Consider the following 20,535-nt stretch of genomic DNA (forward strand, 5'->3'; position numbering starts at 1 on the left):
TTGCTGACCGGGAAGGGGTACTCCGTCGCGGCCGTGCCACCCGGGAGATGGAGTCGTAGCTCGACCCGTCGAGCATCGCCCCGACCAGACTGAGCGGGTTGTAGGTGCCGTCCCCCGCCCGCGCGCTGCTGACGCGTCCAGCCAACGCCTCGACTTCCGCGTGGATCACGTCGCGCTCGGCGTCGGTCACCGACAGGTCGTAGGTGACACTCGGCTGGAAGCGCTTTTCGCCGGAGCTGGTCGGGGACGCGCTTGCCGGGGGCGCAACGGTCGCCACGAGGGTCACGGCGAGCAGGACGGACAAGGTTAAAGTCGGTCTATCTCTCATGAAAACTCCAGAACAGGGGGAAGATCAGTAGCGACAGCACACACCAGCCGTGCCGCCAGTGGCCCTCCGGGTGGGATATCTTGAGGATCATCTGAGAATCCGCCGGTGCCGTCAGCACAGCCGCAGCCGGTGGCCCGCCTCGCGTACGGCCTCCATCAGGCCGGCATAGCCAGACCGCCGGCGCGAGGACGCCCCCACCGAGCCGCTTGACGAGTGTCCGGCCTCGTCGAGCTCACACTGGGTCTGGCAGGTCGATGAGCGCGAGCTTGGCCGGGTCGTTCACAGCGGTGATCTCGGTGATGTGGCCATCGGCGACGGTGAAGGCGAGCAGGGACAGCGGGGTGCCGTTCTCGTCCCAGGAGACAACGCCGGGGCGGCCGTTGACGGTCGCTGCGTGTCCTCGTGCAGCACCGCCCCCTACCTGGGCGCGGGTGGCGACATTGGTGGCTCCGAGCGTGACGAACTGGCCGTCCTGGGTGTGGACGGTGAACTTCACGTCGGGGTGGAGAACCTCCAGCAGCCGCTCGAACTGGCCCTCGCGGGCCGCTGCCAAGAACGCATCGACGACCTCGCGTTGCTGCTGTCGATCGCTCGCGGACTGCCTGGCGGCCTGCACCTTCTGGCGGGCGCGGCTGGTGAGGATCTTGGTCGCGTCGGTGGACCTGCCGAGGATGGTGCCGATCTCTCCGTGGGGAACGGCGAACACGTCGTGCAGCACGAACGCCAGGCGCTCGTCAGGGCGCAGCGAGTCCAGGACCGTCATCAGCGCCAGGCCCACCGAGTCACCCAACGCCACAAGCTCGTCCGCAGCCGGACCATCGTCGAGCGTCACGGCGAATTCGGGCAGATGGTCGTCGAGTGGGACTGTGGGGCGCGTGCGGCCCGAGCGTAGGAGATCAAGGCTGATGCGGCCGACCACGGTGGTCAGCCAGCCGCCGAGGTTGTGGATGGTGTCGGTGTCTTGGCGGGAGAGACGCAGCCACGCCTCCTGGACCGCGTCGTCGGCGTCGGCATGCGAGCCGAGTACGCGGTAGGCGACGGCTGTGAGCCGGCCGCGGTGCGCCTCGAAGGCCTCGGCGATCGGGTCGGCGGGATGGTTGCCGGACATGGTGTTACCTCCCTGGAAGCTGCTCCGTCATAGGGGTGACGGGCACCAGCCCCGCGAGGTAACCCCGAGCAAGGAGAGCATCCTGCCATGCAGAACCGACTGAAGAACAAGAACGCCATCAACCCCGACGTGTGGAAGGCGGTCGGGCACCTGCAGAAGGCGATCGCCGCCGGGGGCGTCGACCCGAAGCTGCTCGCGCTGGTCCATCTGCGCGCCAGCCAGATCAACAGCTGCTCGGCGTGCGTCTACGCCAGTGTCGCCAGTGGAAAGAAGGCCGGTGATACCGACGAGCGGCTGCACAACGTAGCGGCGTGGCGTGAGGCGCCGTTTTACACCGATGCGGAGCGCGCGGCACTGGCGCTGGCCGAGGCCGCCACCCGGCTGCAGGACGGCGCGGAGGGGGTCACCGACGAGATCTGGGAAGAGGTGAACACCCATTTCACTGAGGAGCAGATCGGTGCGATCAACCTGGAGATCGCACTGACCAACTTCTTCAACCGGATCAACCGCACCATCGAGGAACCGGCCGGCCAGACCTGGGGCTGAGCCTCGGCGACCGACCGCCGGGCGCAGAATCTTCGGCCTCGCCACCGCAGGCGTCCGTTTCGCTTCACCCTTTGCGCGTCAGCCCGGCAGCCAGTGCAGCTCGTGCGCCAGGGCTTTGGCGACGGCACGGATTCGGAGGTGTAGCGGCGACTGCTCGCGTGGGAGGACCAGGTGGATCGTCATGCTGGGCGCGCCGCGCAGTGGTCGCCAGGTGAGACCGGCCGGTTGTGCCGTGACCGCGGCTTCTCCGGCCGGGGCAAGGGTGACCCCGTCGCGCAGGTCGCGCTGCGACATGTCGAAATGAACTGCGGGCGTGTGGAATCGGGGATGTGGTCGGGTGTCCCGGAACAGTGCGGACAGCTGATCGTGGATCGCGGGGTTGGTCGAACGGTCCGGGAGTCGCAGCGGATACGCGGCCGCGTCGGCGATCTCGATCTCCGAGTGTTCGGCCAGCGGATGGTGCTGCGCCAGCTGGACCCCGACGCGCGCACGCCGCAGCAGGAACCGGCGCACGCCACGCCCCGGCTGTTCACCGCGGGTGATCCCGGCATCGATGCGGCCGTCGGCGACCGCGGGGGTGATCTCCGGTGTCGCCATCGGGACGGCGCCGACCTCGAGTCCGCTGTTGCCGCGAATCAGCCTGTCCACCAGGGCCGGTGCCGTCTCGGCCCCGGCGCTGAGGCTGTATCCGATGCGCAGCCTGCCCAGTTCACCGGCCGCCGCGCTCCGGGCGGTGTCCCATGCCCGGTCCAGTGCCGCCAGCGCGGGAGGCGCGGACTCGGCCAAAGCCGCGCCGGCCGTCGTCAATACGACGCTACGCGTGTTGCGAACCAGCAGGGCCGTACCGAGTTCCGCCTCCAATCGGCGCATCCGGGCGCTGAGTGCGGGCTGTGCGATACCGATCCGTGCGGCCGCACGGGTGAAGTTCAACTCCTCTGCCAGCACCAGGAAGTAACGCAGGCTCACCGTATCCGCCGCCACGCGCCCTCCCTGCCGATTGATAACGATCCGTTCTGAGTCTATCCCGTACCGGTCTTTCCCTCGATCGCACATCGAGCCCTAACCTGCGCACATGAGGATTCAATTGACCGCAGTACCCACCGCCCGAGTCGATCGATCTGAGTCCCAGTTCGAAGTCGGACGTGTCCGGTCGAACACAGAAGGCTTCCATGGCTAAGGGCTACTGGGTCAGTGTCTACCCCGCCATTTCCGACCCCGAGAGGCTGACTGCCTACACCAAGCTGGCCCGTCCGGCTGTCCAGGCTGGGGGCGGACGCACCCTGTCCCGTGGCGGTCGAGTCGTTGCCCACGAAGCCGGAATCACGCAACGCGTCGTTCTGATCGAGTTCGACAGCTTTGAACAGGCCGTCGCGGCATACCAGAGCGAGGCATACCAAAAGGCGCTGGTGGCCCTCCCCGACGGCGTCGAACGCGACTTCCGCATCATCGAAGGCATCGACTGACCGACAGGCCCAGCCATCGCTGAGCAGCCGTCACCTGCTCGCGGCACGAGAGCGTGTTGACCTGAAAACGGTCGTATCGCAGTCTGCGTGAGACGTTCGCCGAGATTGAGGGGGTACGGGATATCAACGGGTGACCGCAGGGACATCGGCGACCGGCTCAAGAGTCGGTGGAGGTCATCTCAGGAGCGTTGCTGCGATGGCGACCTACGGTGCATCTCCGGTTGCCGTGCCGTTGGGACTGGATCGGATCGTTGCCATTCCGCCGACCCTTGCGGAAATGCCTTCCGTGGTGGCGGTTGCGGTGACGAAGACCAACGAGGGGCGGCCGCGATGTGCCCTTACTCGACTTCGATGCCGCTGACCGTGGGTCGCGAACAGGTGGGCGGCGAGGCATCCTGTGCTGTTGGCGTTGACGGCGCCCTCGCCGGCTCCGATTGCCGGTGCGACCCTCCAAGCGGCCGCCACGGTGCGGGTCGGGAGCGCGTGTAGACGAAGCAGCCCAGATAGCCAAGACGACGGCATTCGGCGCGAGGTGAGGCCGTATCGCGAGCAGGGTCGGCACCGCGATCTCAGCGCGCTCCCGGGGGCTCTCAGAGCCAGGTTTCGGATGTCCGTCAAACCGCGTCAGGCTCAGGAGGTCGTCCACTCCCCCGGCGTTCCGGTGGCGATGATCCTCGAGGTACCGGCTGATCGGGCCGTCCGACGGGCGCACCATGAGCACCACGTCGCTGGGTGGCGTGAAGATCGGCTTGGTCTGCACCAGTCGCGGGCTGGCGCCCCGGGCGGCGTTCTCCAGGAGTTGTTGCGGGGGAACTGCACCCACAGGTGTCCCTGGGCAGCGCCGGCCACCAGCTTCAGGTCGTAACCGGTCGGTGGGCCGGGGCGCAGTTGCGGCTGCAGGTTGCTGACCGACACCTGCAACACGAGCTGGTCCTCGGCCCGGGTGAGGGCGAACGACGGCGAAAAGGCCATACGCCCACCCTGGCTTCCACCGCCCGCGACGACATCGGTAGCCGCTGCCCCATATCTCGCCGGATCCGCCGCCTGTTCGATCAGATGCGAATAGGCGACTGTTGGCGCGCGCTTCAAGCGGGGGCCCTACTGAGCGGACAACGTTTACGCTGATCGGTTGGTTGCGCAAGTTCGGCATCGAAGGGCATGGGTCCTCGCCTAGCGAGTCAGGCCGATGACCTGGAGGTTTCCGAGGCGACCGCATCTGGTGCGGGAAAGTCGCATCCAATGCGACCCTCGTCCGTTACACCGAGCGTGACGATCAAGGGCGCGGCCGGCATCCACGTGGTCTCCGGGGTGGCGCTGCTACGGCCAGAAGAGCAGGTGTTCGAGGCGATGCTCGACGGCTGGCAGGCCCAGCAGACGGCGCGGAACCTGTCGTTGGCCACGATCGCGGCGCGGCTGCGGGTGATCCGGGCGTTCGCCGAGCACGTCAACAGCTACCCGTGGCAGTGGCTGCCGCAAATGATCGACGAGTGGAGCACCGACCTGCGGGCGGTGCGCGGGCTGGCCCGCTCAACGCTGCGCGGCTACCAGGAGGCCGTGCGGCTGTTCTGCGAGTACCTCACCGACCCGGCCTATGGCTGGGCGGGCGAGTGCCAGCGACGGTTCGGCTCACACCCGGTGCAGGTCTGCCACGAGTGGAACACCGCGGTGCACGTGCAGAGCAACGAGTCCGATCCCCGCAAACGCGCGTTCACCGTCGACGAACTCCAGGCGCTGTTCGACCATGCCGACGAGCAGGTCATGCGGATCCGCGGCGCCGGCCGCAAGGGTTGGCTACCGGCGTTCCGGGACGCGACGCTGCTGAAGACCGCATACGCCTACGGGCTACGCCGCAACGAGGCCCGGATGCTCGACGTCGTCGACTTCAGCACCAACCCGCACGCCCCCGAGTTCGGTGATCTCGGCGTCTGCCACGTGCGGCACGGCAAGGCCATGGCCGGCTCCGCGCCGAAACGGCGCAGCGTCCTGACCATCTGGCCGTGGGGCGAGGACATCCTGCGGCAGTGGATCACCGAGGTGCGCCCGCTGCTGGCCCACGATGGCAACCCGGCCTTGTGGCCGTCCGAGCGCCGCGACCGCATCGGCCTGCAACGGATCAACAGCCAACTCACCACCTACCGCAACGCGCTCGGCCTCGGTCCAGGTCTGGACTTCCACTCGCTGCGCCGCTCCTACGTCACACATCTGATCGAGGCCGGCTGGGATCCGCTGTTCGTGCAGCAACAGGCCGGCCACGAACACGCCTCCACCACCTCGATCTACACCTGCGTCTCCTCCGACTTCCGCACCCGCACGCTGCGAGCCGCGTTGGACCAGACCATGGGCCAAGCCCTCCCTGGAGCGACCGGATGAAACGCCAAGTCACCTACCAGTGGCGACTGCGACAGGTCATGGCCGAGCACCACATGTTCGCCACCACCGAACTGGTGCCGCTGCTCTCCGAGCGCGGGATCACCCTGTCCGCGTCCCAGGTGCACCGCTTGGTATCCGGCACGCCCGAGCGGCTGTCGCTGGCGGTTCTCGCCGCGCTGTGCGACATCTTCGACACCACCCCTGCGTGCCTGATCACCACCAGCGCCGAGAACCTCGCACCCCGGCGCATCGCCGCGGTTGGCGAGCCCGCCACCGGGAACCCGCAGGCGATCCGCCCCAAGCGGGCGACACTGCGCTCCAGACCATGACCGGCACGGAGATCGTGTGCGGTGACTGCGGTACCGTGCCGCCGGGCCGCCCCGGCCGGCGACCGCTCTGTCCGGCCTGCAAGCTCAACCGGCGCATCACCCTGCTACTCGACGACGGCACCGGCCACATCCGTCCCGCACTGCGACCGCTGGCGACCGCGCTACGCAACGCCCCGAACCTGTCCACGTCAAGGCTGTGGCTCTACAAACCCCAGGCCGCCGAACTGCTGACCGCACTCGCAACGGGCCGCGTCCCGCTCAGCCACGACGGGCTCTCCACCTGGCCACGCCCGGGCGCCGCCCGCCACCTGCGCCACCGGCTGATCGCCTACGGCATCCTGCCCCCGGTCGACCCGAGCCTGGCCGACATCGAGTCCTGGCTGCGCCACCGTCTTGCCCAACTCAGCGAGCACCTCACGAGCAGGTACTTCGCCAATACGCGCTCTGGCATCAACTCCCCCGGCTGCGGGCCACGGCAGCCAGCCGGCCGCTGCGCTCTACCGCGAAGCCCTACGCCACCCAGCAGTTCACCCAGGCCCAACTCTTCCTGACCTGGCTACACGACAACGGCATCGAACCGGCCGCGCTCACCCAGTCCCAACTCGACACCTGGTACGCCGCCCACCGCGTCCACCAGCGCTACCGGGTACGCGGCTTCCTCACCTGGGCCACCTCGCATGGGCACCTCCCCTGCGGCTTGGTCGTCCACCAGGTCACGTTCAAACCCGGCACCACGATCACCCAGCAGCGCCGGCTCGAACTACTCCGCCACTACCTCACCGACGACGCCGTGGCGCTACCAGCGCGGGTCGCAGCCGTGCTGATACTGCTCTACGCCCAACCACTCAGCCGAATACACCGGCTCACCCGCGACGACCTGCTCACCATTGACGGCACCCCACACCTGCGCCTGGGCGACCCGCCGAGCCCTCTACCAAACCCGGCCGCGCACCTGCTTCACCGCCTGGTCGACGAAGGCGGCAGCGGGAGTCAGTGGCTGTTCCCCGGCCGCCTGCCCGACCAACCCGTCGCCTACGCCACCCTGCACCGCCGACTGCGCGGGTCGGGATTCCCGCTCGGTGAGGCCCGAATCTCAGCGCTCCGCCAACTCGTGCTGCAGGCGCCCGCACCGGTCATCGCCGACGCGCTCGGGTTCCACCAGACCACCACGACCCGCCAACACGCCAACGCCGGCGCGACCTGGAGCCGCTACCCCGCCAACCGCAACACTCAGTGACGGGGAAGATCAGCCACCTGCCCGTCACTACGCATGCGAGCGGCGAGTCGGACGATTCGTTGCGGCCAGCTGAAATATGACCCAAGTCACAAAATCGCCGCCCGTGGGGCTTACTGAGTTCCTAGCGTTCCTCGTCTGGGTTGCGTCCTTGACCGGGCTGACATCGCCCAGTAGGCCGGCACGGCGCCTCCTGGTAGCTGTCGAAGCACGTGGACTTTATGGAGCTGACTCGCCTCCTGGGGATGATCAATGCTGGTAAGACGCGGCTCGTTCAGCGGTCCGGCTTTGAATACCGTGACCGCATGCCCGAGTTGATTCTGCCGACTATCCGCCTGCACGCCGCGTTCTTGGATTGCCGCGACGACTGGGGCCCTGGCCTCCACGAGGACGGCTTCGGCCTGGGGGCCGACGACGATGTGGACTCGCCCGCAGGCTTCGCTGCTTGGGTGCGCGAGCGGGTCCGAATGGCCCATCCGGCCGGCGATCCGTGCCCGGACGAACAGCACGGCTCACCCCGGTGGATCGTCGAGAACGGCCACGTCCTCGGGGGAATCGCCCTCCGGCACAAGTTCGACGACGAAATCGGCCAGATCGGCTACGGCGTGCGGCCGTCCGCGCGCCGCCGAGGATTGGCGAGTTGGGCACTCGGCGAGATGCTCGCGGAGGCTCGCGTCGTCCTGGGCCTAGATCGCGTCCTCATCCCTTGTCTGGCCGACAACATCGCGTCGGCCCGGACGATCGAACACAACGGCGGCGTCCTCGAGGGCATCCGCGACACCGAGCACGGTCCAGTGAGGCGCTACTGGATCGCCTTAGATCGGTGATAGGTCACGCGTACCCCACGGCAACCCGGCCGAAGCCGAATCTAGGAACTACTCGTCTTAGGCCAGGGCGGTCCGGGAGGTGCGGACCGTGTTGGATGTGAAGCCGTACCGGGACGCGCTCGCGCTGCCGGGGTTGCGGCCTCTGCTGCTGGTCGCGATCCTGGCCCGGGTGCCGGTGGCGGCCACCGCCGTGGTGATGACGCTGCACGTCCTCGATCTAGGCCGCGGCTTTTTCGCCGCCGGGCTGGTGGGGGCTGCGATGACGGTCGGTTCGGCGCTCGGCGCGCCACTGCTCGGCCGGCTGGTCGACCGGCGTGGCCTGCGGCCGATGCTGCTGCTGACCACAGCGGTCTCGGCGCTGTTCTGGGCGACGGCGCCGGTCCTGCCGTACCCGGTGCTGCTCAGCGCCGCGTTCGTCGGCGGGTTGCTCACCCTCCCGGTCTTCTCCGTGGTCCGGCAGTCGATCGCCGCGCTGGTCCCGCCGACTGAGCGCCGTCAGGCGTACGCGCTGGACTCGATGTCGGTCGAACTCAGCTTCATGATCGGGCCTGCGGGGGCGGTGGCCCTGGCCACCAGTGTCTCGCCCACCCTGACCATGTACGGCGTCGGCGGCGGCATCGTGCTGGCCGGACTCACCCTGCTGGTGCTCAACCCGCCGACCCGGGCCCGGGACGAGGAGACGACGCCGGCACGGGCACTGCCCCGCCGGCAGTGGCTGACCCCACGGCTGATCGGGCTGCTCGCCGGTGGCGCGGCCAGCACACTGGTGATCGCCGGCATCGATGTGTCAGTGGTTGCGATGCTGCGTGACGCTGGCCAGGTCGACTGGACCGGCGTGGTGCTAGCGCTCTGGGCCTCGTGCTCCTTGATCGGCGGCTTCACCTACGGCGCGCTGTCCCGCTCGCTGCCGTCGCTGATCCTCACCCTGATCCTCGGTCTGGTCACCATTCCGATCGGCCTGGGCAGCGGCCAGTGGTGGCTGCTGGCCCTGATGCTGCTGCCGTCCGGAGCCTTCACCGCGCCAACCGTGGCGGCCACCGCCGACGCGGTGAGTCGGCTGGTGCCAGCGAGCGTGCGGGGTGAGGCGATGGGCCTGCACGGCTCGGCGATGGTGGTGGGAGTGGCGCTCGGCGCCCCGCTGGCCGGGGCAGTGATCGATGCCACCGCGCCAGCCTGGGGCTTCACCGCGACGGGCCTACTCGGCGCACTGATCGCGCTGGCGGTACTGCCGACCCAGTCGAGTCACCGACACTCCGAAGCCACGGCCGAACCCACCACAAACTCAACCGTCGCTCCCCGCTCGATTCCGCCCCCGCTCGATCATCGATCTAGGCGAGCCGAAGAACCGCCACCCGCAAACACACCTAAGCGAGCACCAGACCAGCCGTTCAATCACATGCTGTGACGGATCTTCCTTCGCAATCGGGCACTCGAACCAAACGAATACGCGATCTTGCCAGTTACCGCTACCTACGTTGCGCGTGCCGCCACCACCGCGTCTTAGCAAGGCAGGTCTCATCGGACACGTCGAGGATCAGGTACTCGTCGTGGCCGCAGGGTCGAATGGTTGCCGGTGGCGTGGCGTGTTGTGGCGAGTTCGTTGCCAGTTCGGTGGCTCCGGGTGGAGGGCGGTACACATCGTAGGCGAGCGGGTAGCCACCTGCTTTCGTGTCGTACCCTGGCGGGATGCTCGCCCGGCTGCCGCACCTGGGCTTGCGGGCTGCTGACGTCGAAGGAGTCGCACCTTCCTCGGCACTCGGGAGCCTCTTGGCAGGGCACGCCGCAGCCGCAGCGCAGGAGCGGGGTCTGCCGTTCGTGATCACGAACGCGACGGGCCACGTGCGGCGGGTCCTGGAGATGACCGGCCTGTACCCGTTCCTCAGCGCTTCGTAATACTCGCAGGTAGGTGCAGTCAACGACGGTGGGGCGGGCTCAGGTTGAATGCGGTCGTGAATGATCCGTTCGAGGCCGCCGGGGTGTTGCGGGACGCGTACCGGCAGGTCGACTGGGCTGCCACCCCGTTGGGTCCGGTGACGTCGTGGAGCCCTGCCCTGCGCGCTGCGGTGAATCTGGTGGTCCGCTCCCGGGCCGCCGCCACCCTGTTGTGGGGTCCGCAGTTCGTGTTGCTGTACAACGAGGCGTACGTGCCGATTCTGGCCGAGAAGCACCCAACGGCGCTGGGCCAGCCCGCGCAGGAGGTCTTCCCGGAGGTCTGGGAGGACATCGAAGAGCTCCTGGGGGCGGTGGCTGCCGGTCAGGGCACCGTGTGGATCGAGAACTTCCGACTTCTCATCCAGCGCCACAACGCGCTCGAAGAGACATACTTCACGTTCTCCTATTCCGCTGTCGCGGGTGAGGACAACCAGATCGAGGGTGTGCTCGACATCGTCTCCGAGACCACCGGGCAGGTTGTCGCGCATCGCAGGCTCTCCATGCTCAGGCGCCTCGTCAGCCAACTCGCGGATGTGGACAACTCGCAGACCCTGCTGGACCGGGCGTTGCCTGTGTTGCGGGAAGACATCGGGGACCTGACCTTCGTTGACATCTTTCTACCCGGCACACCGACCACCACCGCTGTGGGTACGGTCGGCGGGGCGGCCCGGCGAGACATCGACCTCACGGCGCTCGGCGACGAGCGGGCGGTGTCCATCTGGCTCAGCACCGGCGACCCCGCGCAGGATGGTGTCCTGACGGTGCACCTGAGCCCGTTCCTGCCGGTGAACACCGCGTTCCAGGAATTCCTCGAACTGATCAGCGCGACCCTTGAGCAGAGCCTGGCTCGCATCGCCGCTCGCCAGAACGAACGCCGCGCCGCTGCGCTGGAACGCGACATGTCCGAGGCACTGCAGCGCAGCCTGCTCACCACACCCGTCCAACCAGATCACCTACAGGTCGCGATGCGCTACCAGCCGGCCGCGGAGCAGGCTCAGGTCGGCGGCGACTGGTACGACGCCTTCCTCCTGCCCAACGGGTGCCTGACCGTTGTCGTGGGTGACGTCACCGGCCACGACCGGCACTCCGCGGCCGCGATGGCACAGGTCCGCAACCTGGCCCGCGGCATCGGGTACACGCTGCAGCAGCCCCCCGCCAAGGTCCTGAGCGCCCTGGACGCGGCGATGTCCGGTTTGGCCGTCAACGTCTACGCGACTGCGATCCTCGCCCAGGTGGAGCAGGACGCCTGTGACGCCGAGCAGGGTCTACGCACGCTGCGATGGTCCAACGCCGGTCACCCGCCGCCGGTTCTACTCCAGCCCGACGGCCGTGCGGAGGTCCTGAACGCCACACCAGAGCCGTTGCTCGGCACCCGCCTGAAGGTGGACCGTCACGACCACACGGCCATTCTGAAACCCGGCTCCACCGTCGTGTTCTACACCGACGGTCTGGTCGAGCGACGCGCCACGGGCATCGATGAGGGAATCGCCGATCTCGTCACCCTGCTGGGCAACCGGCAGAACTACACCGCCGAACAGGTGTGTGACCTCCTGCTCGATCACTTCGGCTACACCACCGAAGACGACATCGTTCTCGCAGTCGTCCACGCGTACCCCGAGAACGGTCCACGACCAACTGAAGCAGGCCCGGCAATCCTGCCGCGCGATCTCGCCCCCGACCACAGCGCGTGACGTTCAGTCGCCCGCCGCACCGCGACCGTGGTGCACATGGCCCCGCACGAGATGCGATCGCCCCGGTATCGACGAAGGCGAGGTTGGCGTCTGGGATCGCTGGTCCAGGCCATCCCCGCCGTCCCTTCCCGCCGTGGCCGCCGGCGCCCGGACTGACTGCACGCCGACAAGGGCTACGACTACTCCCACCTGGTCGCTGATCCGCGGAACTTCCGCGCCTGCCCAGCTCGTGGGAGCAGACGGGGGGCTCGATTTCCGGTCACTCCTGCGGCGCGATCAGCCGGTCGTCGGTGGCGTCGCGGACCGTGATCGCCTCCACCGGACACGAGTCGGCGGCATCGAGGACGACCTCGGCCGGGGCGACGACGTCGGCCAGCGGCGCGGACAGGCCGCCAACCAGGCGGAAGTGCTCGGGAGCGGTACCGGCGCAGACGCTCGTGCCGATGCAGCGGCGCGAGTCCACCCCGATCCGCCACGTCGTACTCACCAGGCCACCGGCATGCCGAGCAGGCCCCGCACCAACATGCCCCGCTTCCAGTCCAGCTCGGCTTCCGGTACGGCGAGCCGCAATCCGGGCAGGCGGGTCACGAGGGTGGCGACGGCGACCTGCAACTCCATGCGGGCAAGCTGCGCGCCGACGCAGTGGTGTACGCCGTGCCCGAAGCCCAGGTGCGGGTTCTGCTCGCGGTCGAGATCCAGCCGGTCCGGGTCGGCGAAGACGGTACCGTCCCGATTCGCCGATGACAGTGAGCCGAGAACCGGCTCACCTGCCGGACCAGCACCCCGCCGACCTCGACGTCCTCCTTGGCGTACCGGGCGAAGGAGGAGCCGACGCCGAGCGGCACGTACCGCAACAGTTCCTCGACCGCGGCCGGCACCAGCGACGGGTCGGCCCGCAGCCGAGCGAGCTGGTCCGGGTTGTGCAGCAGGACGTAGACGAAGTTGGGGATCTGAGTCACCGTGGTCTCGTGGCCTGCCGCGAGCAGCCCTCCGGCCAGCTCCACCAGCTCGGTCTCGCTGAGCCGATCCTGATTCTCGTCGCGGGCCCGCACCAACGCGCCGAGCAGGTCGTCGATCCCCGGCTCGCGGCGGCGCTCGGCGACCAGATCACCGATGTAGCCCCAGAGATTGTTCAGGTACTCCTGGATCGTTTCCAAGGGCAGGGAGGTGGTCGAGACGATCGCCTCGGACCAGACGTGGAAGCGGTCCCGGTCGGCGTACGGGACCCCGAGCAGCTCGCAGATCACCTGGATCGGCAGCGGCGTGGCGACGTGCTCCACCAGGTCGGCCGGAGGACCGAGCCGGACCATGTTGTCGACCAGCGCGTCGGCGATCTCCTGGGTTCGGGGTCGCAGCGCCTCTACCCGACGTGCCGTGAACGCCTTCGCCACCAGCCGGCGCAGCCGAGTGTGATCGGGCGGATCCATGGTCAGCATGCCGCTGTACTGCTGACGCGGGGTGAGCCTGGGCTCGTCGCGCTGGACGGCCGGGGCGCGGCCGAACCGCACGTCGCCGAGGACGGTACGGACGTCCTCGTACCGGGTGGCGAGCCATGCCTCCTCGCCGTAGGGGAGCTTCACCCGGGTCATCGGCTCGTTCTCGCGCAGCTCGCCATAGGTCGGATCCACGACGAGGCGGTCGGGCACACCGAACGGGTACGGCCGCGCGGGCGGAACGGTTCGGCCCTCGGTGGTCTGCGCGCTCTCCGTCATCCGGATTCCCTTCGTCGAGGCGGCGTGATCCTCAGGCCGGTGCCACGTGCACAGCGGCGCCGGGTGGCCAGCGGCCAAGCCTTGCGGACAGCACACACTGACGCTCAGTAATCTTTCGAAATCGGATCGTAGCGGGAAGACATCGATGATCGCCATGGGCGCCGGTCCGCGTCCGGACACGACAGCGTTCTCGTGACGGATACGCCTGATCGGCGGGTACGGCGTTCAGGCGGGCACCTCGGCAGGACGGCTGCCGTGGTTCGGTCGGTCACGATCTCGCGGTGCGGAACGCGAGCAGAACCGCGGGGTCCTGCTCGCGTTCTTGGCTGTTGAGCACCCCCGCGTCGGATTTTCGGCGCTGGGCGTCGATCGCTCCGCTACGGCAGCAGGGGCAGGATGGGGCAGTTGGAGACAGCCGGCCAGCCGGCCAGGCGGTGGGTAAGCCAGTCCACGGCCGTGGACTGGTCGGTGAGCAGAGGCCCAAAGTGGTTGAGCAGCGCGCTGCTGCCCTTGGGCAGGTTGATCGGGTCGTAGACGACCTTGCCGCCGAGGCCGCACCAGTCGACGGCCATCGTGCGTGCCTGTGCGTGCGGCACGAGATTGTCGTTGACACCGGTGGCGACGCGCACGATGCCGGTGGGCTTACGTGTGCCGAGGAGTTGGTCGTTGATGAACACACGCAGGACGGGTTCGGCTCCGATGATCTCGGCCACGGACTCGCCGTTGGTGGTCCAGGTCGAGGAGCGTGTTCCGGCGTACGTGATGATCGCGTCGCCGACGCACATGGTTGACATGTCGTGGAGCGCGGCGCGGCCGTTGTCGCTGAGGTACCGATCGAACAGTGGCCGAATTTCCGGCTTCGCCTGCAGGAAGCCGTTCACCGACCAACCGAGCGCACCCAGTAGTTCACTGCCGTCGATTGCGGCGGTCACGTCGACCAGGTTGGCCGGCGGGGCGCCCGCGTAGGTGGCCTTGAGTGCGACGTCGGGCGCGTAGGTCGCCTGGAGTTCGGCTGCTGAGGCGACTGCACCGCCGCCCTGGCTGTAGCCGTAGAGGCCTACGGGCGCCTGTGCGGTGATTTTGGTGTTCGGGAGCGCCTTGGCCGCCCGCGCGGCGTCGAGTACGGCGTGGCCGCTGTCGATCCGGTTGACGTAGGTATGCAGCCGGTCGGTCGTGCCGAGTCCGACGTAGTCGGTCTGCACGACCGCGATGCCCTTGGCGAGGAGCCGGTACATGGCGAGGATCTCGTAGCCGACCGAGACGGTGCTCTGTTCCTTGCCGATCCCCAGGATGAGACCCCGCTGCAGGGCCAGCGATGTGGAGCACTGGTCGCCCTGGCCCATCGTGCCCGGCGCGAGGACCACCAGCGGCCTCGGTCCCATCCCCAGCCAGGGTGCGGCGGGTTCGAGGTAGGCGCCAGTGACGGCGACCGGGCTGCCGGTGGAGTCGGTGGACTTGTACATGATCCGGGTGGCGCTGCCCGGCATGCTGGAGTTGATACCCGGCAGGTTCAGGGCCAGATTGAGCGGTTCGGTGCGGATCAGCCCTCCGTTGGCTGCCGGTAGGTTGGCCGGCGGCGTGTAGAAGGCGGGGATGGTGATGCCGCGCGAGGTATCGGCCTGAGCGGGGATCGCCCCGAGGCCGACGCTGGCGAGGGTTCCGGCGAGCAGCGTGGCGGAAACGCGGGTGCGTAACGACATGTACGCCCTTTCTCGTGTCGCCGCGGACTTGGCTGCATCAATGCGCGAGCGGCGGTTACCGGACGGTAACCGGGAGAACCGAGAACCTCCAGAGGGGCGTCTTATCACTACGGCGTCCACGATTCGAGCGACGGGCGCAACCAGCAGCGCAGAAACTGGTACCGACAAGCCAGATCGTGTGACATCATCATTACCGTTCGGTAACATGAGCCGCTTCGAGGAGCATGTTGGTGCTGTACGGGTCGCCGCCGTCACGTCGCCGAGATGCCCTGCGTAACCGTGCCGCCATCGTCCAGGCCGCCAGCGACCTGATGACCGGCGTCCGTTCGGGGCCGCCGATGCCCGAGATCGCCCGCCGGGCGGGCGTGGGACAGGCCACCATCTACCGGCACTTTCCTGACCGGCGCGCCCTCGCCGAGGCGGTGGTCACCTACCAGGTCGACCGGCTCGAGATCGTCGCAGCGACCGTCGATCATCCGGCGGCGTTCCGCGCGCTGCTGCTGGAGGCGCTGGGCACGCAGGTTGCGATGCGCTCGCTCGTGCCGCTCGCCCTCAAACTTGAACAGGGCAGCCGGGACCGCCTCCAGCACCGAGTCATCGCCGCGCTCACCGGGCCGCTGCGCCGCGCGCAGGCCGGCGGGCACGTACGCGCCGACCTCGCACCGGCCGACCTGGCGTTGTTGTTCGCGATGGTGCACGGCGCGGCCGAGGCCGGCGTTGCAGCCGAACGTTCGGTGGACCTGCTGCTGGACGGCGTGTTCTGCAGTCCGGCGTGAAGGTCGGGCGCTCGGACCGGCTGCGGCTGAGGCCGGCATGACCGGCCGCTCAGCCGGACCGAGATGGGGCTGTGATCTGCCACGACGTTGAGCGCGGGATCATCCGGGTCCGCGATCGCAGCCGGACACAGGTGATACGACGTCAGGCCAGACTGGTAGGACGCACCGACCACGACCCCTGGCGGGAGCGGCGTCTGTGCTGCGTCGTCGCGCAGTAGGACTGTGCCGATCAGTTGATCCGGGTTGCGCAGCCGGTCCCGGATCAACTGGGAGAGCACCGTGTCGGCGAGGTCAGCGCAGCGGTGAGCCGGCGGGTCGTGACCCTATCCTTCTGATCCGGAGGGGATCTCGACCACCACGACGTGGGGGTTGGGCCCGGCCGGAACCTGCACCGTGACGTCGTGCCCGTTCCCGGTGACACGCAGGGTGCTGGGGACCGCCACGCCGTCCGCGTACAGACCGATCGCATGCACCACCTCCGGCCTCCCCGACGGTGAGGTGAGGTGCCACTCCAGCGTGCCGGAGGCCGTCAGACCCGGATCGGCGGGCCGGGAACCGTAGATCGCGTGACCGGCCTCCCGCAGGACCTCGCCGAGCTCACGCATCCGCTCGATCACGTGGCGGGAGATCCGGCCGGTGGCGTCCGGGCCGACACCGATGAGGTAGTTGCCACCGCGAGCGACGATGCGCACCAGAGTGGCGGCGATCTCGCCGATCGGCTTCGCGGGATCGTCGGGGACCTCCGAGCACCAGGATCGGGTCATGGTGATGCAGGATTCCCACGGGTGGTCCAGCCGCTCGTCGGGCAGCTGCTGCTCGGGCGTGCGGTAGTTCTCGTTCGGGCCGTGGACCTCGCGGTCGACCACGAGGATGTCCGGCTGGAGTTCCCGGGCGCGCTCGGCGATCGCATCGATCCCGATCGGCTCGTCTGGCTCGCGCACCCATCCACGGAAAGCGTCGAAGGTCTCGGCGACGATGTCCCGCCGGAGACCGGAGTCCTCGGCGGTGGACTTGAAGTTCGACTGGTCGGTGTCGTACAGGGCAAATCCGTCGTGGTGTTTCGTCGTGAGAACCAGATAGCGCAGTCCCGCGTCGGCGCACATTCGCGCCCAGGCAGCGGGGTCGTAGTCCTCGCCTCGGAACGTCTCGGCCTGGCGGTTGTACCAGGTGTGGTACTCGGCGTCGGTTCCCGTCCAGTCGGTGGTCGGGTCGGTGAACTCGCCCAACCGCTCGCGGTGCAGCGACCAGGATCCACTCTGGCCGATCGCGCTGTAGATGCCCCAGTGGATGATCACGCCGACCTTGATGTCGCGCCAGTGTTCCAAGGCAGCGCGGGTACGCGGGTCGGACGGCCACTGGTAGCCGGGGTCCGGGACGGCCGTCAACGCGCCCGCTGCCTCCAGCGCGTCCGGCGTGAAGTCGGCCGGGCCGTCGGCGGTGCCGTTCGTCGGGTGCGTCATCAGAATTTCAGTCCTCCCTCTTCGATGCCCCGGAAGAAGTACTTCTGGGCCAGGAAGAAGATGAGCAGCAATGGCAGGAAGGCCACGATGGCGCCGGCGAGCACCACCCGGTAGTCGAAGCCGAAGGCACTCTCCAGCTGCGTGATGGCGAGCATGACCGTGAACTTGCTGTCGTCACGCAGCACGATGACCGGCCACAGGTAGTCCTCCCAGGCGAAGATGAAGGAGGTCAGCCCGACGATGACCAACGCGCCCTTGACCTGCGGAAGGAAGATGTGCCAGAAGCGCTGCCACTCGCTCGCGCCGTCGAGCAGTGCCGCGTTCTCGAGTTCGTCGGGGACACCGAGGAACGCCGCGCGCATCAGCAGGATGTGGAACGCCTCCAGCATGAGCGGCAGCCACACACCGATCAGGCTGTTGTAGTACCCGAGATCGCGTACCTGCGCGAACAGCGAGACCATGATCGCCTCGAACGGGAAGATCAGGGCCGACAGCACGATGACCGTCACGAGGTTGCGGCCCTTCCAACCTCGGCGCGACAGGATGTAGCCGCCCATGGTCGACAAGATGATCCGGCTGACGACGATGAGGGAGCAGACGACGAGGGAGTTCCCGAAGGCCCGCAGAACGTCGGTTTGCTGCATCAGGTCGCGGAAGGCGTCGAGGCTCCACTGCTGCGGCCACACCGTGGCGTCCGGACCGAACATGGCCTCGTCCGGACCCTTGAACGCTCCGAGCAGCGGCACGACGAGCGGACCCACGAGCACCACGAGGACGACGACCAGGCCGACGTAGCGCCCCACTGCCGGACGGGCGGGCTTGCGGTTGCGGGCCGGACGGGGTACGGACGCCGCCCCCTGCGCGGTCGTCGAGCGTACGGTCGTGCTCACTGCTCCTCCGCCTTCCGGTTGATGCGCTGGCTCAGCAGCACCAGGCCCACGGTGAGGAGGAACAGCACCACAGAGGCGGCGCTGCCGAGGCCGAGGGAGCCGTAGGTGCTGTCGGCGATACCGACGTCGCGGATGTACATGGTCAGCGTCGACGAGTCGCCGCCGATGCCACCGGTGCCGTTGGTCAGCAGGAAGACCTCACTGAACACCTTCATCGAGCCGATCATCACGAGGACGGCGACGAGGTTCAGCATGAGCCGTACGCCGGGCAGGGGTGACGTGGAAGAACTTGCGCACCGCGCCGGCTCCGTCCATCTCCGCGGCCTCGTACAGCGAACGGTCCACGTACCCGTCGTCTGGATGTCGCTCGACTCACCGCCGGAGCAGCGGGCCGGGATCGCGCACGTGCACGCGGACGAGAAGCCCGGCGTACGGGACGTGCTGTCCCGGCTGCGGATCGCCGGCGACAGGCGTCTGGGCGTACTCGTGGGGCCGGTCTACCGCACCGAACGCCTCGACGTGGCCGAGGAACTCTTTCCGGGCCGGATCGAGTTGATCGAGGCGGAGTCGTGGCTGCCGCATGCGGGGATGGCCGCCACCCGCAGCGCCCTGGCCCGTCATCGGGATCTCGGCGCGTTCTTCTGTGCCGACGACCTGCTCGCCATCGGCGCCCTTCAGGCTTGCGCCGAGAAGGGCCTCGCCGTGCCCGACGACATCTCGGTGATCGGCTTCGGCGGCTACCAGCTCGGCGAGTACGGGATCGGCGAGCTCACCACCGTGCACTGGCCGCTGCGGGAGCTGGCCGCTGCGGCGGTCGACACGCTGGTCGACCATCTCGCGTCAGGTGACAGGCGTTCACGGGTTCCGGCCGCCACAGCGCCGGTCACCCGGGTGTTGCCGTCGGAAGCCGTGGTGCGCAGCTCGGCACTGCTGGCACCGCACCCGCTCCGCTAGGCGGCCGGCCCGTTGACCCAACGTCGCCGATCCGGTCACCAGTCCTCCGGCCACAGCGCCGAGCAGGCACAAGCGGGTCGGGCGGTTGATGCGTACCGCCGGCCCGCAAGGCGTGTTCCTGCGCAAGAAGTGGCGTATCCCGTCCACCCGGTCGAACCCGAAGGCGACACCCGCACTGTCCCGACCCTGCGGCCGTGCGTTACGGGTCAAGCGGTTCGATGACCTGCTTTCGGGCGTGTTGATAGGTGACGGAGCTGCGGAACCCGACGATCTCGCGGCGTCCGCTGAACCTGTCCATGAGGAAGGAATGCAGGCCGTCGACGTCGCCTGGGCCTTGCCTACCGCGCAGGACCTCGATGCCACCACGGTGGTGCGTGCGCTGGGCACCTGGGTCGGCCAACCGGCCTGAGCGCCGTTCTAACAGTCGTCTCAGATTCGCTCGGTAGGAAGTCGGCATCAGATAAGCGATGTGACCCGTCCGTAGGAGGCTAGTGATGGCAGTCAACGCAGCGCCGTCCGGGGAAGCACCGGCCGGTCGGTTGGCAGGCCGGTGGGTGCCGTGGTTGGTGATCGGCCTGTGGGTGGCGCTGGCGGCGGTGATGGTGCCGTTGAGCGCAAAGCTGAGCTCGGTCACTACCGACAGAGCCGTGGACACCCTGCCGGCCGGTGCCGAGTCCACCAAGGTGGCGGTGCTGGAGGACAGTCTCCCCGGCGTTAACCAGCAAAACTGACGGTTTCCATTCGGCCGCTGCGGGCGGCCTCGCCACCATCGACGCCTCGACCGTGCCCAGGACTGTCGCCGAGGCGGCCCGGCTTGTCGGCCTGTCGACGCACGCCCTCCGCTACTACGAGCAGGAACGACTCCTGCGGCCCGCCCGCAACGCCCAGGTACCGCGAGTACTCCGTCCGCATCCGACCTGCGCCGCCTCGTCTTCCTCACCCGGATGCGCCTGTCCGGCATGACCACGACCGACCTCAAGCGCTACATCTCGCTCGTCGAGCAGGGCCCGAGCACCGTCACGGAACGCCGACGCATCATGCGCGACCAGCACGACCGGATCACGCGGCAGATCCGTGAGCTCAGGCTGGCGCTGGAGACCACCGAGCACAAGATCTGCGTCTACGACGGGCACCCGGAAGGCTGACCCACTCCAGCCGTGACGGTCCCCCGAGCGTCCGCACGCCTCGGCGATTCACTCGGTCACTGACTCCGTT

Annotated in this window: 24 protein-coding genes and 1 pseudogene; 15 read left to right on the top strand and 10 right to left on the bottom strand. The window is 68.3% G+C overall.

The window, feature by feature from the left end:
* Positions 1-560: 560 nt before the first annotated feature.
* Positions 561-1,436: a sigma-70 family RNA polymerase sigma factor gene (locus tag AC3CF1_RS08035; protein ID WP_488449962.1), complete on the bottom strand. Its 876-nt coding sequence runs from the start codon at positions 1,434-1,436 to the stop codon at positions 561-563.
* An 87-nt stretch (positions 1,437-1,523) separates the two neighbouring features.
* On the opposite strand from AC3CF1_RS08035, the gene AC3CF1_RS08040 reads away from it, so the two are divergent.
* Positions 1,524-1,982, top strand: coding sequence for a carboxymuconolactone decarboxylase family protein (locus tag AC3CF1_RS08040; RefSeq protein WP_488449963.1), 459 nt, complete (start codon positions 1,524-1,526; stop codon positions 1,980-1,982).
* A 78-nt stretch (positions 1,983-2,060) separates the two neighbouring features.
* Here the strand turns inward: AC3CF1_RS08040 and AC3CF1_RS08045 are convergent, their stop codons facing one another.
* Complete coding sequence (locus AC3CF1_RS08045; RefSeq protein WP_488449964.1) at positions 2,061-3,035, bottom strand: LysR family transcriptional regulator; 975 nt, start codon at positions 3,033-3,035, stop codon at positions 2,061-2,063.
* 116 nt (positions 3,036-3,151) lie between these two features.
* Between AC3CF1_RS08045 and AC3CF1_RS08050 the strand changes: the two genes are divergently transcribed.
* From AC3CF1_RS08050 to AC3CF1_RS08065, 4 genes are all read left to right on the top strand, one after another.
* Positions 3,152-3,445 carry a DUF1330 domain-containing protein gene (locus AC3CF1_RS08050; protein WP_488449965.1) on the top strand — a complete coding sequence of 98 codons (294 nt, stop codon included), beginning with the start codon at positions 3,152-3,154 and terminating at the stop codon, positions 3,443-3,445.
* Positions 3,446-4,780: 1,335 nt separating this feature from the next.
* A complete protein-coding gene (locus AC3CF1_RS08055) occupies positions 4,781-5,815 on the top strand; it encodes a tyrosine-type recombinase/integrase (RefSeq protein ID WP_406085352.1) in 1,035 nt (344 codons plus the stop codon).
* Positions 5,812-6,144 (top strand): helix-turn-helix domain-containing protein, encoded by a 333-nt coding sequence (locus AC3CF1_RS08060; RefSeq protein ID WP_088947546.1) that lies wholly within the window; start codon positions 5,812-5,814, stop codon positions 6,142-6,144. Before AC3CF1_RS08055 ends, AC3CF1_RS08060 begins: the two co-directional genes overlap by 4 nt.
* Entirely contained in the window at positions 6,141-6,695 is a 555-nt protein-coding gene (locus AC3CF1_RS08065; RefSeq protein WP_124861729.1) for a hypothetical protein, read from the top strand. The genes AC3CF1_RS08060 and AC3CF1_RS08065 overlap by 4 nt, the downstream gene beginning before the upstream one ends.
* Before the next feature lie 5 nt (positions 6,696-6,700).
* Here AC3CF1_RS08065 and AC3CF1_RS08070 read toward each other — a convergent pair whose 3' ends face one another.
* Positions 6,701-6,823, bottom strand: a complete 123-nt coding sequence (locus AC3CF1_RS08070) for a hypothetical protein (protein WP_328533882.1) — start codon at positions 6,821-6,823, stop codon at positions 6,701-6,703.
* Between the two features lie 18 nt (positions 6,824-6,841).
* On the opposite strand from AC3CF1_RS08070, the gene AC3CF1_RS08075 reads away from it, so the two are divergent.
* The 4 genes from AC3CF1_RS08075 (at position 6,842) to AC3CF1_RS08090 (ending at position 11,828) form a co-directional block, all read left to right on the top strand.
* A complete protein-coding gene (locus tag AC3CF1_RS08075) occupies positions 6,842-7,381 on the top strand; it encodes a hypothetical protein (RefSeq protein WP_197699663.1) in 540 nt (179 codons plus the stop codon).
* 302 nt (positions 7,382-7,683) lie between these two features.
* Positions 7,684-8,205 carry a GNAT family N-acetyltransferase gene (locus tag AC3CF1_RS08080; protein ID WP_088951644.1) on the top strand — a complete coding sequence of 174 codons (522 nt, stop codon included), beginning with the start codon at positions 7,684-7,686 and terminating at the stop codon, positions 8,203-8,205.
* Positions 8,206-8,302: 97 nt separating this feature from the next.
* Positions 8,303-9,610 (top strand): MFS transporter, encoded by a 1,308-nt coding sequence (locus AC3CF1_RS08085; protein WP_167493757.1) that lies wholly within the window; start codon positions 8,303-8,305, stop codon positions 9,608-9,610.
* A 544-nt stretch (positions 9,611-10,154) separates the two neighbouring features.
* The gene (locus tag AC3CF1_RS08090; protein WP_354981013.1) at positions 10,155-11,828 is read left to right on the top strand and encodes a PP2C family protein-serine/threonine phosphatase; all 1,674 of its coding nucleotides are present in this window, start codon (positions 10,155-10,157) and stop codon (positions 11,826-11,828) included.
* 259 nt (positions 11,829-12,087) lie between these two features.
* Here the strand turns inward: AC3CF1_RS08090 and AC3CF1_RS08095 are convergent, their stop codons facing one another.
* The 4 genes and pseudogenes from AC3CF1_RS08095 to AC3CF1_RS08110 all read right to left on the bottom strand — a co-directional run bounded on the left by AC3CF1_RS08095 (position 12,088) and on the right by AC3CF1_RS08110 (position 15,360).
* Positions 12,088-12,315 (bottom strand): ferredoxin, encoded by a 228-nt coding sequence (locus AC3CF1_RS08095; RefSeq protein ID WP_141910165.1) that lies wholly within the window; start codon positions 12,313-12,315, stop codon positions 12,088-12,090.
* Positions 12,312-12,446: a hypothetical protein gene (locus AC3CF1_RS08100; RefSeq protein WP_488452158.1), complete on the bottom strand. Its 135-nt coding sequence runs from the start codon at positions 12,444-12,446 to the stop codon at positions 12,312-12,314. Before AC3CF1_RS08100 ends, AC3CF1_RS08095 begins: the two co-directional genes overlap by 4 nt.
* A gap of 21 nt (positions 12,447-12,467) precedes the next feature.
* Positions 12,468-13,696: pseudogene (locus AC3CF1_RS08105) on the bottom strand (cytochrome P450); the annotation flags it as partial.
* 221 nt (positions 13,697-13,917) lie between these two features.
* A complete protein-coding gene (locus AC3CF1_RS08110; protein WP_328533879.1) occupies positions 13,918-15,360 on the bottom strand; it encodes a lipase family protein in 1,443 nt (480 codons plus the stop codon).
* A gap of 110 nt (positions 15,361-15,470) precedes the next feature.
* Between AC3CF1_RS08110 and AC3CF1_RS08115 the strand changes: the two genes are divergently transcribed.
* Positions 15,471-16,016 carry a TetR/AcrR family transcriptional regulator gene (locus tag AC3CF1_RS08115; RefSeq protein ID WP_328533878.1) on the top strand — a complete coding sequence of 182 codons (546 nt, stop codon included), beginning with the start codon at positions 15,471-15,473 and terminating at the stop codon, positions 16,014-16,016.
* A gap of 323 nt (positions 16,017-16,339) precedes the next feature.
* Here AC3CF1_RS08115 and AC3CF1_RS08120 read toward each other — a convergent pair whose 3' ends face one another.
* From AC3CF1_RS08120 to AC3CF1_RS08130, 3 genes are read right to left on the bottom strand one after another with little or no spacing between them, the layout of a single operon-like run.
* On the bottom strand, positions 16,340-17,476 hold the full coding sequence (locus tag AC3CF1_RS08120; RefSeq protein WP_328533877.1) for an alpha-L-fucosidase: 1,137 nt from the start codon (positions 17,474-17,476) through the stop codon (positions 16,340-16,342).
* Positions 17,476-18,366 carry a carbohydrate ABC transporter permease gene (locus tag AC3CF1_RS08125; protein ID WP_328533876.1) on the bottom strand — a complete coding sequence of 297 codons (891 nt, stop codon included), beginning with the start codon at positions 18,364-18,366 and terminating at the stop codon, positions 17,476-17,478. Before AC3CF1_RS08125 ends, AC3CF1_RS08120 begins: the two co-directional genes overlap by 1 nt.
* A complete protein-coding gene (locus tag AC3CF1_RS08130) occupies positions 18,363-18,620 on the bottom strand; it encodes a hypothetical protein (RefSeq protein WP_488449966.1) in 258 nt (85 codons plus the stop codon). Before AC3CF1_RS08130 ends, AC3CF1_RS08125 begins: the two co-directional genes overlap by 4 nt.
* Positions 18,621-18,726: 106 nt before the next feature.
* On the opposite strand from AC3CF1_RS08130, the gene AC3CF1_RS08135 reads away from it, so the two are divergent.
* The 5 genes from AC3CF1_RS08135 (at position 18,727) to AC3CF1_RS08155 (ending at position 20,465) form a co-directional block, all read left to right on the top strand.
* Positions 18,727-19,320 (top strand): substrate-binding domain-containing protein, encoded by a 594-nt coding sequence (locus AC3CF1_RS08135; protein ID WP_328533874.1) that lies wholly within the window; start codon positions 18,727-18,729, stop codon positions 19,318-19,320.
* A gap of 88 nt (positions 19,321-19,408) precedes the next feature.
* Positions 19,409-19,729 (top strand): hypothetical protein, encoded by a 321-nt coding sequence (locus tag AC3CF1_RS08140; RefSeq protein ID WP_328533873.1) that lies wholly within the window; start codon positions 19,409-19,411, stop codon positions 19,727-19,729.
* Positions 19,730-19,883: 154 nt separating this feature from the next.
* Positions 19,884-20,051 carry a hypothetical protein gene (locus tag AC3CF1_RS08145; protein ID WP_355159682.1) on the top strand — a complete coding sequence of 56 codons (168 nt, stop codon included), beginning with the start codon at positions 19,884-19,886 and terminating at the stop codon, positions 20,049-20,051.
* Positions 20,052-20,103: 52 nt separating this feature from the next.
* Positions 20,104-20,283, top strand: coding sequence for a MerR family transcriptional regulator (locus tag AC3CF1_RS08150; protein ID WP_354981017.1), 180 nt, complete (start codon positions 20,104-20,106; stop codon positions 20,281-20,283).
* Positions 20,280-20,465 carry a MerR family transcriptional regulator gene (locus AC3CF1_RS08155; protein ID WP_328533871.1) on the top strand — a complete coding sequence of 62 codons (186 nt, stop codon included), beginning with the start codon at positions 20,280-20,282 and terminating at the stop codon, positions 20,463-20,465. Before AC3CF1_RS08150 ends, AC3CF1_RS08155 begins: the two co-directional genes overlap by 4 nt.
* Positions 20,466-20,535 lie beyond the last annotated feature (70 nt).

The sequence above is a fragment of the Micromonospora sp. MGP-C2 genome, assembly GCF_057766525.1.

Excerpts from the sequence above, each read along its gene's own strand:
- AC3CF1_RS08035 (WP_488449962.1), bottom strand. The coding sequence starts at position 1,436 with ATGTCCGGCAACCATCCCGCCGACCCGATCGCCGAGGCCTTCGAGGCG.
- AC3CF1_RS08040 (WP_488449963.1), top strand. The coding sequence starts at position 1,524 with ATGCAGAACCGACTGAAGAACAAGAACGCCATCAACCCCGACGTGTGG.
- AC3CF1_RS08045 (WP_488449964.1), bottom strand. The coding sequence starts at position 3,035 with ATGTGCGATCGAGGGAAAGACCGGTACGGGATAGACTCAGAACGGATC.
- AC3CF1_RS08050 (WP_488449965.1), top strand. The coding sequence starts at position 3,152 with ATGGCTAAGGGCTACTGGGTCAGTGTCTACCCCGCCATTTCCGACCCC.
- AC3CF1_RS08060 (WP_088947546.1), top strand. The coding sequence starts at position 5,812 with ATGAAACGCCAAGTCACCTACCAGTGGCGACTGCGACAGGTCATGGCC.
- AC3CF1_RS08065 (WP_124861729.1), top strand. The coding sequence starts at position 6,141 with ATGACCGGCACGGAGATCGTGTGCGGTGACTGCGGTACCGTGCCGCCG.
- AC3CF1_RS08070 (WP_328533882.1), bottom strand. The coding sequence starts at position 6,823 with ATGCGAGGTGGCCCAGGTGAGGAAGCCGCGTACCCGGTAGCGCTGGTG.
- AC3CF1_RS08080 (WP_088951644.1), top strand. The coding sequence starts at position 7,684 with ATGCCCGAGTTGATTCTGCCGACTATCCGCCTGCACGCCGCGTTCTTG.
- AC3CF1_RS08100 (WP_488452158.1), bottom strand. The coding sequence starts at position 12,446 with ATGGAGTTGCAGGTCGCCGTCGCCACCCTCGTGACCCGCCTGCCCGGA.
- AC3CF1_RS08120 (WP_328533877.1), bottom strand. The coding sequence starts at position 17,476 with ATGACGCACCCGACGAACGGCACCGCCGACGGCCCGGCCGACTTCACG.
- AC3CF1_RS08130 (WP_488449966.1), bottom strand. The coding sequence starts at position 18,620 with ATGCTGAACCTCGTCGCCGTCCTCGTGATGATCGGCTCGATGAAGGTG.
- AC3CF1_RS08135 (WP_328533874.1), top strand. The coding sequence starts at position 18,727 with ATGTCGCTCGACTCACCGCCGGAGCAGCGGGCCGGGATCGCGCACGTG.
- AC3CF1_RS08140 (WP_328533873.1), top strand. The coding sequence starts at position 19,409 with ATGCGTACCGCCGGCCCGCAAGGCGTGTTCCTGCGCAAGAAGTGGCGT.
- AC3CF1_RS08155 (WP_328533871.1), top strand. The coding sequence starts at position 20,280 with ATGACCACGACCGACCTCAAGCGCTACATCTCGCTCGTCGAGCAGGGC.